Annotated in this window: 11 protein-coding genes; 2 read left to right on the top strand and 9 right to left on the bottom strand. The window is 76.0% G+C overall.

The features are described from left to right. Nucleotides 1-113: 113 nt before the first annotated feature. The 6 genes from ABZ497_RS24170 to ABZ497_RS24145 all read right to left on the bottom strand — a co-directional run bounded on the left by ABZ497_RS24170 (nt 114) and on the right by ABZ497_RS24145 (nt 9424). The gene (locus tag ABZ497_RS24170) at nt 114-2465 is read right to left on the bottom strand and encodes a VWA domain-containing protein (RefSeq protein WP_359808177.1); all 2352 of its coding nucleotides are present in this window, start codon (nt 2463-2465) and stop codon (nt 114-116) included. A gap of 87 nt (nt 2466-2552) precedes the next feature. Then, on the bottom strand, nt 2553-3161 hold the full coding sequence (locus ABZ497_RS24165; RefSeq protein WP_359808175.1) for a Pycsar system effector family protein: 609 nt from the start codon (nt 3159-3161) through the stop codon (nt 2553-2555). 3 nt (nt 3162-3164) lie between these two features. Further along, nucleotides 3165-4841: a hypothetical protein gene (locus tag ABZ497_RS24160; protein ID WP_359808174.1), complete on the bottom strand. Its 1677-nt coding sequence runs from the start codon at nt 4839-4841 to the stop codon at nt 3165-3167. Further along, nucleotides 4838-7726, bottom strand: a complete 2889-nt coding sequence (locus tag ABZ497_RS24155) for a hypothetical protein (protein WP_359808172.1) — start codon at nt 7724-7726, stop codon at nt 4838-4840. The genes ABZ497_RS24160 and ABZ497_RS24155 overlap by 4 nt, the downstream gene beginning before the upstream one ends. Next, on the bottom strand, nt 7719-8624 hold the full coding sequence (locus tag ABZ497_RS24150; RefSeq protein WP_359808170.1) for a hypothetical protein: 906 nt from the start codon (nt 8622-8624) through the stop codon (nt 7719-7721). The genes ABZ497_RS24155 and ABZ497_RS24150 overlap by 8 nt, the downstream gene beginning before the upstream one ends. Before the next feature lie 77 nt (nt 8625-8701). Then, entirely contained in the window at nt 8702-9424 is a 723-nt protein-coding gene (locus ABZ497_RS24145; protein WP_329490224.1) for a Crp/Fnr family transcriptional regulator, read from the bottom strand. A 771-nt stretch (nt 9425-10195) separates the two neighbouring features. On the opposite strand from ABZ497_RS24145, the gene ABZ497_RS24140 reads away from it, so the two are divergent. Together ABZ497_RS24140 and ABZ497_RS24135 are read left to right on the top strand one after the other, a co-directional pair. Then, nucleotides 10196-11413 (top strand): hypothetical protein, encoded by a 1218-nt coding sequence (locus ABZ497_RS24140; protein WP_359808169.1) that lies wholly within the window; start codon nt 10196-10198, stop codon nt 11411-11413. 93 nt (nt 11414-11506) lie between these two features. Next, a complete protein-coding gene (locus ABZ497_RS24135; RefSeq protein ID WP_359808167.1) occupies nt 11507-13777 on the top strand; it encodes a tetratricopeptide repeat protein in 2271 nt (756 codons plus the stop codon). A 180-nt stretch (nt 13778-13957) separates the two neighbouring features. Here ABZ497_RS24135 and ABZ497_RS24130 read toward each other — a convergent pair whose 3' ends face one another. The 3 genes from ABZ497_RS24130 to ABZ497_RS24120 form a co-directional block, all read right to left on the bottom strand. Then, on the bottom strand, nt 13958-15187 hold the full coding sequence (locus ABZ497_RS24130; protein WP_359808165.1) for an MAB_1171c family putative transporter: 1230 nt from the start codon (nt 15185-15187) through the stop codon (nt 13958-13960). Further along, nucleotides 15180-15587 (bottom strand): ParH-like protein, encoded by a 408-nt coding sequence (locus tag ABZ497_RS24125; protein ID WP_359808163.1) that lies wholly within the window; start codon nt 15585-15587, stop codon nt 15180-15182. The genes ABZ497_RS24130 and ABZ497_RS24125 overlap by 8 nt, the downstream gene beginning before the upstream one ends. A gap of 234 nt (nt 15588-15821) precedes the next feature. Then, on the bottom strand, nt 15822-16241 hold the full coding sequence (locus tag ABZ497_RS24120; RefSeq protein ID WP_329490229.1) for an XRE family transcriptional regulator: 420 nt from the start codon (nt 16239-16241) through the stop codon (nt 15822-15824). Nucleotides 16242-16472: the final 231 nt, after the last annotated feature.

Genomic DNA, 16472 nt, shown 5'->3' with positions numbered 1-16472 from the left:
TCCGCCTCCATCCGGCCGCGCGGTGCGGCCGGTTCGGGTGTGGGGTGGGGCGAGGTGGACGTGCGTGGGGTGGGCGTGGGTCGGGGTCGGCGGGGCTGGGGCGGGCGCCCGGGTCAGAGGTAGTCGGAGGACGGCGTGGACGGTCCCGTCGCGAACGGCCGTTCGTCGGACCGCGGTGGCGGCGGGGTCGGCCCGGTACGGCGGCCCGCGCCGAGGCCGAGGCTCAGGCCGTCGGCGAGCGGAACGGGGGTGTCCGCGCTCAGCCGCGAGGGCGACCGGCGGCGGATCTCCAGCACCGCGCCGCCGTCCTGGCTGCGCTGCACCCGGTACGTGCCGCCGGGCCGGCGGACGATGCGCGGGTGCGGCCCGCCGACACCGCTCACCTCGAACTCGTACCAGCCGCGGGAGCCGGCGGACGCGGTGTGCTTCCCGATCTCGCGCCCGCCGTCGTCGAGCAGGAGCAGCTCCAGCCCGGCCGGGGTGCTGCGGTCGCGGGTGATCCGGCGACGGACCAGCAGGCCCAGCACGGCCAGCACCACGACGGCGCCGGCGAGCGCCAGGGCCCACCACCACTGCTCCAGGAAGGTCGGCGGCGGGGTGACGGTGAGGGACAGCGGGCTGTCGACCAGCACCCGGTCCCGGTCGGAGGTGTCGACGACGGTGACCTTGCCGCCCACCGTCACGCCGTCGTCGCCGAGCAGCCGGCCGAACGCCTTGGCGCTGCCCACGGTCAGGGTGACGTCGACCGTGCGCGACTCCTTGGGCGCCAGCGTGACCGAGCCCGGGGACACCGTCAGCAGGCCGGCGGCGAGGTCGGTGACGGCCGGGCGCAGGGTGTGCGGCACCGCGTCGTCGTTGCGCAGGGTCAGGGTGCCCCCGACGCCGTCCCCGGGGTGGGCGCCGGCGCCCCCGTCCAGCGAGAACGACGCGGTGACCAGCGGCACCGCCGGGGAGACCACCGAGGCGGCCGGGCGGTTCTCGTCGGCGGCGAGGCCGGAGGCGGTCAGGGTGCCGGAGGCGGTGATCCGGCCGGTGGCGCCGGCGGGGACGGTGACGGTGCCGGTGAACGTGGCATCGCCGCCCTTCGCGTCCGGGGCGGCGCCGTCGTCGGCCAGCGGGACCGGGACGGACGGGAAGCCCTCGCCCGCCAGGACGGCGGTGACGCCGAGGTCCTTGAGGTCCTGCTGGTCGGTGATCGCCAGGCCCTTGCGGGTCTGCAGCTTGAGCGTCACCACGGCCTTCTCGCCGGCCCGCGGCGACGGCGGGGTCAGCGTGATCGAGCTGTTCAGGGCGCCGCGCCAGAGCACGCTGACGCTGGCCAGCTGGGCCCGGTGCCCCTCGGGGGCGTCCAGGTGGACCCGCCAGTCGCCCGGCACCGGGTCGGTGATGCGCAGCGACTCGACGCTCTGGTCGCGGCCGGAGAACTCGAACGTCGAGTCGGGGTCGGACCCGGGCCCGGTGATCTGCTTCCCGGAGGGGTCGAAGTACGTGGCGGTGACCTGCGGGTCGCCCTTGTCGACCACGATGCTGCCGACGGTGGCGAGCGGGGAGATCCGCACCGGCAGGTCGGCCGGCGGGTGGCCGGTCTTGCCGGGCTCGGCGCGCAGGCAGTGGGCGGCGGCGAAGGCGGCCTCCAGCGCGGTGCCGACGGCGCCCGAGTCCTGCACCACCGAAGCCCGGGGCCTGGCACCGGGCAGGCTGACGCAGCCCTCCTGGAAGCCGCCGGCCGCCATCCGGTCCAGGGCGGCCCGGTCGATCTCCGCGCCGAAGCCGAGCGGCCAGATCTGGATGTTGGCTGCCTTGGCGGCGGCCAGTGCCCTGGTCAGCGCCTCCTCGCCGGCGGCCGCCCGGTGCGCCGGGTCCCCGTAGGCGGGGCTGTCGCTGACGTCCAGCCTGCCGTCGGTGAGGACGAACAGGACCCGGGGGACGGCCGGGTCGGTGCCGTCACCGAGCCGGCCGACGCCCTGGAGAACGGCGTTCGGGAAGTCGGTGCCCTGGCCCTCGTCGGGGGCGCGGCTGTGCAGCTTGGCGATGCAGGTGCCGATCCGGTCGCGGCCGGCGGCGTCGAGGACGGTCGGCGGGCAGACCTCGTCCACCGGGTGCTGGCCCGCGTTGTCCGCGCTGGCGAAGCCGAACACGCCCACCGTCGAGGCGGGGTGCACCTCGCCGAGGGCGATCCGGAGGGCCGCGGCGCGCTCGCGTTCGAGGTCGGCGGGCTTGAGGCTGCCGGACTCGTCGACGGCGACGGCGTAGTTGACCGGGCCGATGGACGCCGACGGTGTGCCGGGCGCGGCCGCGGGCGCGGGATCGTCGGCGGCGGCCGGACCGGCGGGCAGGCCCGTGGTCAGCAGGGCCGCCGCCGCGACGACGGCCGCGGCGCGACCGAGGCGGTGGCGCGGCCGCCGGGGCCCGGCCACGGCGGCCGTGGCGCGCCTGCGGGAGGGCCCGAGGGACAGGTGGTGCACCGTCATCTCCTCTGGATCAGGGTGCGTGCTCCCGGCCGACCGGTGTGGCCGGCCGGGGAGTCGGCGGGTGGGGGCAGGAGGGTGCGGTCAGGCGAGCAGCAGCCCGGCGGTGGTGAGGGCGGCGCCGGGCGCGAGGCAGCCGACGCCCCAGCGGATCCAGCGGTACTTGGCGGCGAGGATGGTGCTGACGTCGACGGCCTGGACGAGCAGCCAGCCGACCGGGTCGCGGCCCGCCGCCGCGACCCGGTCGGCCAGCGCCGTCCGGCCCTCGGCCGGCAGCAGGTCACCGAAGTAGGTGACGCCCTCGTGATCGCGCTGGGTGCCGGTGCGGGGCAGGATCGCCCGCACCAGCGCCACGGCTCCGGCCGCCCAGAGCGCGCCGCCGAGGGCGAGCAGGACGGCGGCGAGGCCGGTGGGCCGGCCGTCCGGCCAGCTGCGGCCGAGCAGCAGGGCCGGCAGGCCGAGGGCGGCGGTGAGCAGGATCGAGGCCTTGGTGTCGGCCCGGCCGATGTCCTCACGGACGGCGGCCAGCAGGCGGTCCGCGACGAAGCGGGCCTCGTCGGGGGCGGGTGCCTGCGGGGACGGGGATGTGGTCGGGGACGGGGACGTGGTGGAGGTGGCGGCGGGGGGCGGTATCGGGGGCACGGTGGTGGTGCGGGGCGGTATCGGGGGCACGGTGGTGCGGGGGTCGGGCACGGCTCACCACCCGCCGTTCGGCGACCAGGGCCGGTCGTCGTCGCGGGCGTCGTCGGGGGCGTGGTCGGGGTCGTGATCGCGGCGCCGGCCCCGGCCCCGGTCGCGGTCCGGGCCGTGGTTGTCGGTGCGCGGGGTGCCGGTCCGGTCGGTCCGGGGCCCGGGGGCGTCGCGGGCCGGGGCGGGTTCCCAGTCGTCGAAGGCCTCGCTGGGCCGGCGTCGAAGCCGGGTGTCGGCGGCGGGCCGCTGCGGCGGAGCCGGGTCGGCCTCCAACCAGGAGGGCGTGTAGGGGCGTTGGCCGCCCGGACGGTCCGTCCGGGCGGTTCGGCGGTCGTCCGGCTCGGACCACCGGTTCTCGTGCTGCTCCGTACGGCGGTCGTTGCGGTGCGCGGCCCCTTCGTTCCGGGCGTCGCCGGGGCCGTCCGCCCTGGTGCTCCGATCGTCCCGGCGGTCGTTCCGGCGGCGCTCGCTCCGGTCGGTGTCGCTCCGGTGGTCGTCGCGGCGGTTGTCGTCGTGGCGGTCCGACCGGTCGTCCCAGCTGCCGCGGCGCTCGTCCCACCGGCTGTCGTTCCAACCGTCGGTCCAGTCGCTGTTCCGGTCGTCCTTCCGGTCGTCGTCGCGGCTGCCGTCGCGATCGTGCCGGCGGTCCGACCGGTCGTCCCGGTGCTCGTCCCAGCGGTCGTCCGGGCCGTCGTCGTGCTGCCGGCCGGGCGGCAGCTCGCGGCGCGGCGGTGCGGGCCGCACCGGCGGTCGGCCGAAGCTGCCCTCCACCCGGTACGCCCCGGTGCCCAGCAGCTCCCGGACCTGGCTCTCCAGCTCGGCGGACTGGATCACCCCCTTCTCGACCAGGTCCAGGGTGTGGTCGAGGAGTTCGCGCCGGTCCTGGCGGGCCTCCTGGCGCAGCAGCTCCATGAAGGCCCGGGCCTCCGCCGGGTTGTCGGCGAGCATGAAGCAGATCTGGCTCCACTCGCCGCCTTCGAGCATCACCCGGAACTTCTGCATCCGCAGCTGGAGCAGCTCACCGCTGTGGTGTTCGCCGGCCAGGTCGTGCGCGTGCTCCCGCTCGGCCATCGTCCCCCGGTGGTCGTCGTCCCGGACCTGCTCGGCCTGCGCGATCGCCTTGCGGTCCACCGTGAAGCGGATGTACAACTCGGCCCGCAGGCCGAGGTCGTAGCCCAGGTCGTCCCACTGGCCGTTGCGGCAGGCGGACTTGACGGCGCGATCGGCCTCGGTCGCGGCGGTGATCGGGTAGCCCGCGCAGACCCCGCGCAGGCGCTCGGTGAGCGGGGCCCGCAGCCGGACGGCGACGTTGGTGACCTGCTCGTCCACCACCTTGAGGTAGTCGGTGACCGTCCACTGGATGTCGGCCTCGACCTCGAAGAAGGTGGTGCCGCCCGCGGCCGGGACCTGCAGCGACACCCGGGTCATATGGGTGCCCCGCGCCACCTCGCAGACCGTCACCGGCCGCGCCATGAACGGGCGGCCGACGTGCTCGCTGCCCCGCGCGGTGATGATGCTGTGGCCGCCGTTGCGGTAGAAGAGCACCTGGGCGACGCCGGCACCGGGCTGCGGGAGGCCGCCCTCCGGGCGCGGGTACTCCTTGAGCAGCGGGCCTGCCGGGTGCACCGAGGAGGCGCCGCCCCGGCCGGGGGACTTCCGGCCCGCCTTCGGGTCGTCCGTCATCGTTCGTCCTCCTCGGTGTCCCTGCGCTGCCGGTCGGTGTGCTGTTCGTCCGTGTGCCGCCGGTCCGTGCGGTTCGGGTCGGGGGCGGTGCGGCTCCGGTCCGGACGGCCGACGGGGGCGGGGCGGCCCTCGGTGGCGAGGTGCCATAGGCGGCGGGCCGCCGCCTTGTCCAGCGGGGCGTCGGGATCCTTCATCATCCGGCGCAACAACCAGTCCAGGAGCTGCCGTTCGCGGTCCCCGCCGAGCAGTGACGGCAGCAGCGCGGCCAGGCCCCGCCGGGTGTCCGGCCCGCCCTCCAGGCCGCCGTCCTCCTCGGGGACGGCCCCGCGCAACCAGTACTCCAGGCAGTCCGTGGCGGCCTCGTGGGAGCGCGGGGTGCGCAGCGCCGTCCACATCAGGTCGGCCAGGGCCCGGACCCGGTCCGGCCGGGTCACGGCCAGGGCCAGCGGCAGCGGCCAGTCCAGGTGGTCCGCGAGGTCCGGCGAGGCCTCGCCGTCCCAGACCTCGCCGACCGTGGTCACCGCCAGCCGGACGATGGTGAGCAGCCCCAGGTCCTGGTGCGGCACGCGGCGGTCGGCCGTCCAGTCGGCGATCCGGCGCAGGACCGCCCGGTCGTCGGGGCCGGACAGCAGCCGGACGGCGCTGTGCGAGACGAGCGGCGCCTGGTCGTCGTGCTCGTCGGTGCCGATCCGGGCCAGCCGGTCCAGCGCCTCCTCCACCGGGGCGATGTGGCCGAAGCCGAGGGCCATCGCGGCGGTCCAGCGCAGCCGCACCGAGTCGGACCTCGTCCAGTCCCGGACCAGGGCCCGGACGGCGGGCCGGTGGCTCTCGTGCCGGGCGGTCTGGTCGAGCACGGTGGCCGCGAAGGCGCGGCGCTGGGTGGCGGGGGCGGTGGCCATCGGGCGGACCAGCTTCTCGTAGCCGGTGGCGAAGTCCCGGGAGCACAGCTCGCCCGAGGCCAGCGCGGCCCGGACCCAGACCTCGGGGCGCGGGTCGTCGGCGAGCAGCCGCATCCAGCGGATCACCGGTTCGCGGGCCGGGTGGTGGCGGTCCCAGACCTCGGCGAGGACGGCGGCGGGCAGGGCGGCACCCCGGTAGCGGACGATCCGGGCGGGTGCGCCGACACCGGCCGTCTCCACCTCGCCGTCGGTCAATTCGGCCCGCAGGAAGGCGAGGTCGGAGGCCGGGTCGTCGCAGAACAGCGGCCGGGCGGGCGCGTTGGCAGGATCGCGGGCGACCGCGAACTCCCAGGTGAGCAGGTGCGCGGCCTCCGCGACGGTGCTGTGCGCCGAGCCGTTCAGGACGGCGAGGGCGATCCGGGACGCGGTGGGGTGCAGCACGGTGGCGGCCGAGCGGCCGTTGTCCCCGGCGGTGTCGGCGATCTCGCGGTCGGCGCCCGCGAACCACTGCTGGGCCTGCTGCGGGGCGAGGCTGGCGCAGCCGTCCAGCAGGTCCTGGCGGGTGAGCCGGCCGAGCACGTGGGCGGAGACCAGGTCGGCGAGCAGCTCGGCCTCGGCGGGGCGGAGGTCCTCCAGGCCGACGGCGGCGCGCACCTCCGGGTCGTCGACCAGTTCCTCGGCACGCCCGAACGCGTCGGGGTCGGTCCGGAACGGCTCCCCGGTGGACCCTGCTGCGGACCCGGCGGACCCGGCGGACCCGGTGGACCCGGTGGACCCTGCTGCGGACCCGGCCTCGGACTCCGCGTCCGGGTGCTCGCCGCCCGCCCCGGCGGGCTCCGCCGCGAGGCGCTCGGCCAGCCGGGCCCGGAGCAGTTCCTCGGTGGGCGCCGGCGGGCAGATCAGGCCGTACCGCCCGGCGAGCAGCGGGGCGGCGGTGGGGCCGGCAGCGACCACCAGGACCGCGAAGGAGTCCCGGGCGACGAGGGCAGCGGCGAGCGCGTCGAGTTCGAACTCGTCGGGCGGCAGTACCGTGCGGCCCCCGCCGGACGGGAGTTCGAGCAGGTAGCCGCGGTCGCGGTGCTCGCCCTCGGCGACCACGGTGGTCAGCCGGGGCACCCGGGTGTCCGGCGCGATCCGGGAGACCCGGGCGGGCGGCTTCTCACCGGCCGCCCCGCCGGGCTGCGCCCCGGCCGCGGCCGGGGCGGGGCCCGTCTGGGTCAGTTCGTCGAGCAGCGCCAGCGCGGTGCACGTCCGGCCGGTGCCCGGGGCGGCGGCGAGCACCAGCACGCGCTGGCGGCGCAGCGCCCGCTGGAGGCCCACGTAGCCCTCCGGCTCGCGGTAGATCCGGCGGACCCGGCGCAGTTCCGCCTCCGGCACCGGGCCGCTGACCGCGCCGACCGCCTGCCGGCCGTCCAGGCTGAGGTGGACGTCGCCGATGTGGGCGCGGTGGAACACCGAGCGGTCGAAGAGGTTGTGGTCGCCGCCGACCTGGTAGGAGGAGCGGGCCGAGCGGTGGGCGCGGGAGGTGGCGGCCATCCCGGTGGCGGCGCCACCCTCGTCCTCCTGCTCGTCCAGGAGGCGGTCGCGGCTGCGCTCGCGGAAGCGGCCGGCGGCGCGCTCGCGTTCGGAGCGCTCCTGCTCCTCGCCGTCCTGTTCGGCGCGCCCCGGCTCCTCCCCGTCCGCCTCGGCGCGCGCTGGACCGTCCCCGGTGCGCACCGGCTCGTCGCCGGCCGGCGGCTGCGGCCCGCGGTCCCGCTCGGGGCGGTCCGGCCCGGGGCGCTCCCGGTCGGCGCGGTCGCGCCCGGGGCTGTGCGCACCGCGGCGGTCCCGGTCGCCCGGCTCGCGGCCGCGGTCGTGGTGCCCGCGGTTCTCGGGCCCGCCGGCCCGGGGCTCCGGGCGGGCCTCCGGCCGCCGGGCGGCGCGCTCGCGCGGCTCCTCCGCCCTGCGCTCGGCGGGTGCCTCGGTGGTGCCGGCGGGCTCAGCCACGGCGGTCTCCCTCGGTGGTGCGGCCGATGTGGACCGGCGCCTGGTACGTGTTGTCGTGGTGCACCGAGAGGTCCCCGGCGACGGTGGTGCCGTGGGGCAGACCGGTGGCGACCGGGTCCGCGGCGGGCCCGGGGCGGGGCTCGGTCCGGTGCGGGGCGCTCCCGGCCGCGTGGTCCGGTGCGCCCGTCGTGCCGCCGTCGGCCGTCCCGCCGCGAGCCGGCTCCCCTGTGGTCGGCTCGTCGGCGGGCGGCCCCTCGGCGGACGTGCCGCCGCCCTCGGGTACCGGGACGGGCCGTGGCCTGCCCGGCAGCCGGAGCCAGGCGTGCACCCCGCCGTCCTTGAGCCGCAGTCGCGCCGGAGCGTAGTGCTCGGGGTCGACGAAGCGGCCGCCGTGGCAGACGACCTCCCGGTACAGGGAGTCGGAGACGACCACCACCAGGTCGGCCCGGTCGCGTTCGAGCAGCCGGCGCGCGGCGTCCGAGTCGGTGAGCCGGCAGGCGAGGTCGACGGCGTGGCCGCTGATCCCCTGGGCGTCGTGGGTGACGGGGCCGACGTGCAGGCCGATCCGGAGCCCGAGCGGCATCCGCAGGTCGCGGTTGTCCTGGCGCAGCTGCTCGTGCACCTCGGCCACCCAGACGCCGATGATCCGGGCCGGCGGGACGGTCGAGGCGATGGCCGCCAGGATGCCGTCGCCGCGGTCCTCGCGGTGGACGAGCCGGGCCGGCACCCCGGCCCGGGCGAACGCCCGGTCGAGGACGGCGTAGAGCTGCCGGCGCATCCGGGTCTTGCCCTGGTCGTCGTAGGACCCGGACCGCCGGACGTCCACGCCCACGACCAGCTCGTACACCGCGTCGACTGCCTGGTCGTCCACGTCCACCCCCATGGTTGGCTCTGCCACGCCGTCAGGATTGCCTGCCGCGCGCCGGGTTGTCTGTGACCGTTTACATGCGCCGTGCGGTCACGCCCGGCCGCGCCTCATGTGCGCCGTCGCGCCTCCGGCCGCTGCTCGGCCGGTCCCCGCGCGAGCAGTAGCAGCGGGGCGGGGGCGAGGATCTCGACCTGCCGGGTGCCGGTGCGCACCAGGCCCTGGTCGCGCAGGAGCCTGAGCGCCTTGGCCACCGCCTCGCGGGTGGCGCCGACGGTCGCGGCGAGGTCCTCCTGGGCGAGGTGGACGACCGCGGCGGCGCCGTCCCGGCCCGGCCGGGAGGTGGCGTCGGTGCCGGAGAGCTCCACCAGGCGGCGGGCGAGTCGCTGGACCACGGTGAGCGAGGCGAGCGCGGACCGTTCGCGGTCCGAGTCCCTTAGCCGGGAGGCCAGTTGGGTCATCACCTGGCTGCCGACCCGGGGGCTTTCGGCCAGGAACCGGCGGAAGCTGTCGCCGGGAATCACCAGGGTCTTGACGGGCCCGAGCGCCTGGACCGTCGCACTGCGCGGTCGCTGGTCCAACGCGGCCAGCTCGCCGATGAGTTCACCCGGTCCGCGCAGGCCGAGCACCAGCCGGGTCGCCCCCCGGTCGATGGCCGTGAAGACCATGGACCAGCCGGCCAGCACCAGCAGGACGTGCGTGGACCGGTCGCCCTCGGAGAGCAGGTGCTGCTCCGGCCGGAACGTGCGCTCGGCCCCGAGCGAGACCAGGGCTTCGAGATCGTGGGCGGTGAGCGTTCGGGCGAAGGGCTGGTCGCCGCCGAGCAGACCCATGTCACCTCCTGGTCCTCACCAACCGTCTTGATCCGCTCCGACGTTGGGAGATCGTAGACCTGCCGGAGGAGGAATTTGGCCGAATTTCTCGCGATGGGAGCGATGTGGTGCTGGAGGGATCCACGAGGCTGGTGTGACATCTCCGCGAGGAGTCGGCGGCGCCCGGACCGTACGGCGAACGGGCAGGTCGGCAAGGTGATCGCGGGAAGAGCGGCGCGGTTTGGGACACGATTCAGACATCTCTTGGCAACAGTGCGGTGTACACGCTCGATGCGCCGTCGTGCGCCCCCGCGCACTGCGTCCCGGGGGGCGCCCGGCGAACCGGCCGGACGGCCCCGGTCACGCCGGGTGGCCAGCGGCGGCGGGCGGGTCGGAGGTGGCCTGCGGGGCCGGGTGGGCGGGCCGTCCGGCGGCCCTCTCCACCGTTCCGGCCAGTCGAGTCCGGTCCCTTGACACGATCGGCACAACTTCACCACTCTTGGCCCATCGCCGAGCTGGTGTGGACGACTGACCCATGGTCATTCATCTCAGCTGATGGCGTTGTTGCCAGCCAGTCATCGAAGGAGGTGTGTGCCATGAAGAAGATCGTCGTCCGCAAGGCCGGCCCGGTTCGCCTCACCAGCGCGGCCCGTGCGCTGTACCTGCCGTGGTCCTGCGCCGTGCAGAACTGATCCATCCCCCCGGGCAAGGGGGCACACGGTGCCGGCCGGACCCACGTGCGGCCGGCACCGCTCCACCTCGCCCCTCCGCCTACCTCCCGCAGGAGGATCCGTGCACTCCTCCACGGACAGCGGCTCCGCCGCCCCGGGCGTCGACCTGGACCGTGCGGTGCCACTGCGTCGCCTCGTCTATCTGCAGGAGGCCGACGAAGTCACCATCGGCAGCCCGGAGACCGACACCTACGCCGTCTTCCCGCCCGACGGCGCCGAACTGGTCCGGATGCTGGCCGACGGCCGCACGCCCCGCGAGGCCGCCGAACGCTACGAGGCCGCGCACGGTGAGAGCGTCGACATCGCCGACCTGGTCGAGGCCCTCGTCGAGCTCGACCTCGTCCGCTCCGCCGGGGAACCGGTGGGACCGGACGGACCGGCGGGCGGTGCCACCCCGGTGCGCTGGCAGCGGCTGGGCCGGCTGGTGTTCAGTCGACCGGCCTTCGTCGGCTACGCACTCGTGACGGCCCTCGCCGTCGCCGAGATGATCCGGGTGCCCCGGCTGGTCCCGCGCGTCGACCACATCTTCTTCAGCTCGTCCTACACCCTCGTCGTGCTGATGCTGTTCGTCGGCCAGGTGCCGCTGCTCGCCCTGCACGAGGCCTTCCACGCGCTGGCCGGCCGCCGGCTCGGCCTGCGCTCGCGGCTCTCCGTCGGACGCCGGCTCGTCTACCTGGTCCTGGAGACCTCCCTCGACGGCCTGGTCGGCGTGGAGCGGCGGAAGCGCTACCTGCCCATCATGGCCGGCATGCTGGCCGACACCCTGGCGATCGCCGTGCTCACCCTCGTCGCGGACCTGACCCGTGACGCGAACGCCGGCGTCGCGTCGATCTGCCTCGCGATGGCCTACGCCACCGTACTGCGCCTCGCCTGGCAGGGGTTCTTCTACCTGCGGACCGACCTCTACGTCCTGCTCAGCACCGTCCTGGGCTGCGTGAACCTGCACGCCGCCGCGGCCGACGTGCTGCGCAACGCCGTCCGGCGCGGCACCGGACGGCCGCCGCTGGACCTGTCCGTCCACCACCCGGTGGACCGCCGCGTCGCGCGCTGGTACGCCTGGCTGATGCTGGTGGGCTACGTGTTCACGCTCACGATGTTCGCCGGGGTCGTCGTACCGACGGCCTACCGGCTGCTGCACGACATGTGGCTGCGGCTGACCGGCCAGGCCTCGCTCGCCGGCCGGCTCGACTCGCTCGCCCTGATGCTGCTCAGCGCCGCGCAGACGGTGGCCGTCCTCGTGCTCGCCGCCCGCGAGCGGCGCGCCGCCGCCTCGGCCTGACGCCCGCCCCCGCCCGTGCGCGGCTCGCCGCCCCGGCCCGACGCCCGAACCGACCCCTCTCTCCTGCGCCACCGCACGAAAGGCAGCTGTGTCATGGCCGAGCACCGCCACCACTGGGTCCGCGCCGCCGGGCGTCCCGCCCGCGCCGACGCCCGCGAGCGGCTCGACCTGCCGCCCGTGCTCGCCCTGGTGAACGCCAACCGCCGGCTCCGGGGGCCCTACACCGCCGTCGGCGCGATCCTGCGCGCGATCGTCCCGGACGCGCTCGCCCGCTGCCCAGAGGCCGTCACCGGGCACGACATCGAGATCCTTTCCACCACACCGGAGTTGCGCGACCTGGTGCCGGCCACCCGGGAGACGCTGACCTCGCTGGCGGTGCCCAAGGAGCGCACCCGCTTCTACTCGGCGCTGCGCACCCTGCGGATCGCCCACGGCCTGGTCGAGTTCCTGGAGGCGTACCTGCGCGCGGTCGGTTCCGCCCCGCGCACGCTGATCGTCGACGACGCCCACGCGGCCGACCCCACGGACGCCGAGTTCCTCGCCGTCCTGCTGCGGCGCGTCGATCCCGCGCTGCTCACCGTGGTGGTCACCACCGGCGACGAGCCGCCCGCGAGCCCGGCCGGCCTCGGCAGCGAGGACCTGCCGACCGCGCTGGCCGCGTACTGCACGGTGGTCGGCCCGGTGGTTGCCTCAGTGGTCGTCCCGGCGGGGGAGGGCGGCGCGCCGGACCAGGGGCGGCCGGCGGGTGCGGCGGGTTCGGCTGGCGAAGGCCCGGCCGGGCCGCCGTCGGCCGCCGTGCTCGGCCGCCGGCACATCGACGGGGACGGCGTGGGCGACGACCCGGACGAGCTCGCCGCCTACCTGGCCCTGCCGCCCACCGAGCGCGCCCGGCTGCACGACCTGCGACGGGCCGAGCTGGAGACGGCCGGGGAGTCCTCGCTGCGGCTCGGCGCCATCGCCTGGCACGCGGAGCACGGCAGCGACCCGTCCGGCGTCGGCGCGGACACGCTGCGCCACGCGCTCGACCACTGCATGGACCTCGGCTACTACCACGCCGTCCTGGACCTCGGCGAGCGCGGCCGGCGGCTGGTCACCCACGAGAGCCACCCCACCCACTGGTGGGCCTTCACCACCAAGATGACCACCTCCTTCGCCGCGCTCGGCCTCGCCGAGCAGGCGCTGCCGCTGTACGACGAGGCCCGGGCGCTCAGTTCCTCGCCCGAGGTCCACATGCAGGCCGCGTACGCCACGGCCATGCTCCACACCCGGCACTTCGGCGCCGACCGGCGCGACCACCAGCTGGCCCGGAGCTGGGTCAACCAGGCGATCGCCTTCGCGAAGTGGCACCCCGAACCCAAGGAGCGGGAGGCGCGGGTCGTGTTCAACCGCAACGGCCTCGCGCTGATCGAGGTCCACCAGGGCCGCCTGGACGCCGCGCTGGAGCTGCTGGACGCCTGCATCGCCCGGCTCGACGAGACCCTGGAGGAGCACGAGCACGCGCTGCACCGCTCCGTGCTGCGCTACAACCGCGCCCAGGTGTACGCGGGCCTGGGCCGCCACACCGACGCCGTCGCCGACTACACGGCGGTGATCGAGTGCGACCCCAACTACGCCGAGTACTACTTCGACCGGGGAATGCTCTGGCGCGACCTCGGCAGTCCGGAGCAGGCGCTGGCCGACTACGACCGCGCCATCCGGCTGTCGCCGCCCTTCCCGGAGGCGTACTTCAACCGGGCCGACGTGCTGGCCGAGCTCGGCGAGACCGAGGCGGCCGCGGCGGACTTCGGCTACGTACTGGAGCTCGACCCGGCCTTCGCCGACGCCCGGCTCAACCGGGCCGCCCTGCTGTTCGAGGCGGGCGAGCACGAACGCGCCCTGGGCGAGGTCGGGACCGGATTGGCGGCGACTCCGGACAGCCCGCAACTCCTCTGCCTGAAGGGTCAGCTGCTGGCGGCCGAGGGCGACCCCGCGGCGGCGTCCGAGGCCTGGCGGGCCGCGCTCGCCGCCGACCCCGAGTACGCCCAGGCGTGGGCCCTGCTCGGCGAACTCCGCTACGAGGAGGGCGACCTGGACGGCGCGAGCGCCGACCTGGCCCGTGCGGTCGAGCTCTCGGCGGACCCGGGCATGCGGTTCAACCTGGCCGTGGTCCACCACGATGCCGGACGCTACGGCGAGGCCCTCGGGCTGCTCGACGAGGTGCTCGGCGCGACCGAGGACGTGGACGCCCGCTTGCAGCGGGCCCGTTGCCTGATCGGGCTCGACCGGGCGGACACCGCCAGGGCCGACCTGCTCGCCTGCCTGGAGGCCGACCCCGGGTCCGCGGAGCAGGTGTACGAGCTGATGCCCGACCTGGCCCGGGTCTGAGCGGGGCCGGGTCTGCGCCGGGCCGTTCCTGAGCGGGCCAGTTCCTGGTTCGGCCCGTTCCTGGTTCGGCCCGTTCCTGGTTCGGCCCGTTCCTGAGCGGGCCCGCCGATGCCGCCCCGCCCACCGATGTCGCCCCGCCGCCCCGCCGCAGACGCCGGGCGGCGGGGCGGCCCCATGCCGTCAGTGCCGGAGGGCGGCGCGGCCCAGCTCGTCGCGCACCCGGGCGCGGACGTGCGCCACGGCGGGCGAGCCGGTGTAGGCGGCGGCCACCCGGACCAGCCAGGCCGCCTCCTCGTGGATGCCCGCCGCCACCGGGTGGGGTACGCACCCCTCGCCGGGGTGCCCGGCGAACCGGTGCCCGGCCCGGGCCGCCTCCAGAGCGGCTGCGATGGCGGCCGCCTCCACCACGGCCGCCAGCTCCTCGGCTTCGGCGGGGCCGACGGCCTCCGCCACCCAGTGCCGCACCTCGGGATGCAGATGGGGACGGAGGGCGAGCTGGCCGTCGCGGATCTCGATGATCCGCCGGTACAGCGCGAACTGGATGTCGCGGCGACGCGGCCCGCCGGCGCCGCCGAACAGCCCGGTCCGGGCGGCGAGTTCGATCTCCGGTAGCGCCGTCCGCATCGCCGACCAGAGCGGACCGAGCCTGCGGTGATCGTGCCAGGCCCGGACGCGTCCGGCCCAGTCCGCCCAGCCGGACGCGGTCGCACCGGCGAAGCCGAGCGTCACGCAGACGGCGCCCGCCAGCGCGGACACTCTGCTCTCCGCGCCGTTCTCGTGGCCCGTGGCGAGGATGTTCGCCAGGTCGTGCAGGGTGTCCGCGGTCCACAGCAGGCCCGCCAGCGCGCTCAGTGCCATCAGGCGCAGGCCCAGCCGGAGGACTCCGCGCGGCAGGCACCGCGCGCAGCGCCCGATCAGGAAGCCGAAGACCGCCAGGCACCACGCGGTGTGGAGGGCGAACAACGTGACGTAGGCCGCCAGGACGGGCCGGCCCGCGGCGTCGACGCCGACCTCGGCGCCCCGTCGGACGGGCGAGGCGGCGAGGAAGAGGGCGACGCCCAGCAGGACGGTGGCGGCCGTGAGGGCGGTCTGCCGGCGCACCGCGCGCCGCGCCGCCGCAGCCGGCCGGGTGGAGTACGCCATCATGGCCAGCGCGCCGGAGGCCGTGACCTTCAACTGGTCCGCCACCAGGGTGAGGTGGCTCGGATCGGGGAGCAGGGCGGCCAGCGTCGGACCGGTGGCGGGGGCACTCACCGCCATCCCCGCGCCGATCAGCGCCCCGCAGGCGTAGCCGTGGTGGAGCGCCGGATCGGACCGGCGTCCCCGGTCCATCAGGATCTTCCAGATCGTGCCCAGCAGCGCGACCGCACCGGCGAAGTACCCGGCGGCGTTGGCCAGCTGGTCACCCACGGCGGGCCGCGCCGGGCCGCAGCGGCCGGCCGAACACGTACCGTAACCGGACGACCTGGTCGGCGAGTTGGCCGACGGCGGTGGAGCGCGGCCGGTGCAGCGCGCGCTGTAGCGCGAGGGAGGCGACGAGCTCCGCCTCCTGCTCCATCCGCTGCGTGTAGCCGGACCGGCCGAGCACCCGGCGCACCAGGTCCTCCGGCAGCAGCGTCGTCAGCGCGGGCGCCACGGCCGGGGCGGCCCCGGGGCCGCCGGTGTGCCCGCAGAGGAGGTGGCCGATCTCGTGCAGCACGATGTGCTGCTGGTGCAGCGCCGTGGTGTCGGCCGGGTAACCGATGTAGTCCGCCCGGTCGGTGGTGATCAGCACGCCGCACGGCGAGTGCTCCGGACCGGAGAGCGGCATCAGTTCGATGGGTCTGCCGCGCCGCACGGCGAGCGCCTCGGTCAGCGCCGGAATGCCGAACGGTTCCGGAATCGGTATCGACTCCGCGACCCCCCGACATCGCTGCCAGAGCCCCTGCTCAACCCCACCCGGATACCCCACGATTCGCCCCCCTGGCGGTCGACCGGGAGGTGATACTACGGACGCGGCAACGCCGAGGGAATCCGCTTCACCATCTCGGAGCCGCCGCGGCAGCTACCGGCCGCCGGCCTCGCGGCGGGCGATCGCCTCGATCATGTCGCTGATCGTGCCGAGCCCTTCGGGGGAGAGGGTCACCGCGCGCAGCGCCACGTCCCGAACGCCCGCGTTGCGCAGCGCACCGAGCAGCGCCAGCTCCTCGGCGATCCTGGCACTCTGCCGGTCGTCGAAGAAGTACGTCGGCGGCACCTGGAAGAACTGCGCCAGCGCTTCGAGGTGACGCTTCGTCGGGTTGTTCCGGCGGCCGGTCCGGAGCTGCCAGAGGTACGTCGCCGAGAAGCTCTCGCCGGTCGCCTCCCGACAGGCCCGGGCGACCTCCTCGTGGCTGTACGGCTCACGGTCGGGACGGCGGACCACGTCGAACAGCCGGTCCAGCTTCGCCGCGAGCGTGGACGCACCGGAGTCCGCATCGGGCACGGCACACCTCTTCCCTCACCCCGGGCGCACGCGTCGTCCGTGCGCGGATCGACCTCTCGCGAACCGAGCCCCCAGTCTAGTTGCTCCCCCACGCGGGGCACCGGCCCGGAGAGCAGCGTCCTGCGGGAGCGCATCCGGAGTCCGTCACCCCGTTCGCGCCGTGGTCGTCGTGTCGCCGGGGACGAGGCCGGGACGGCCCGCTGGGCCGCCTCCCCGGGGAGGCGGCCCAGC

The organism is Kitasatospora sp. NPDC005751 (assembly GCF_040630835.1).
Taxonomy (GTDB): Bacteria; Actinomycetota; Actinomycetes; order Streptomycetales; family Streptomycetaceae; genus Kitasatospora.
This window is presented reverse-complemented; position numbering and strand designations above follow the sequence as displayed.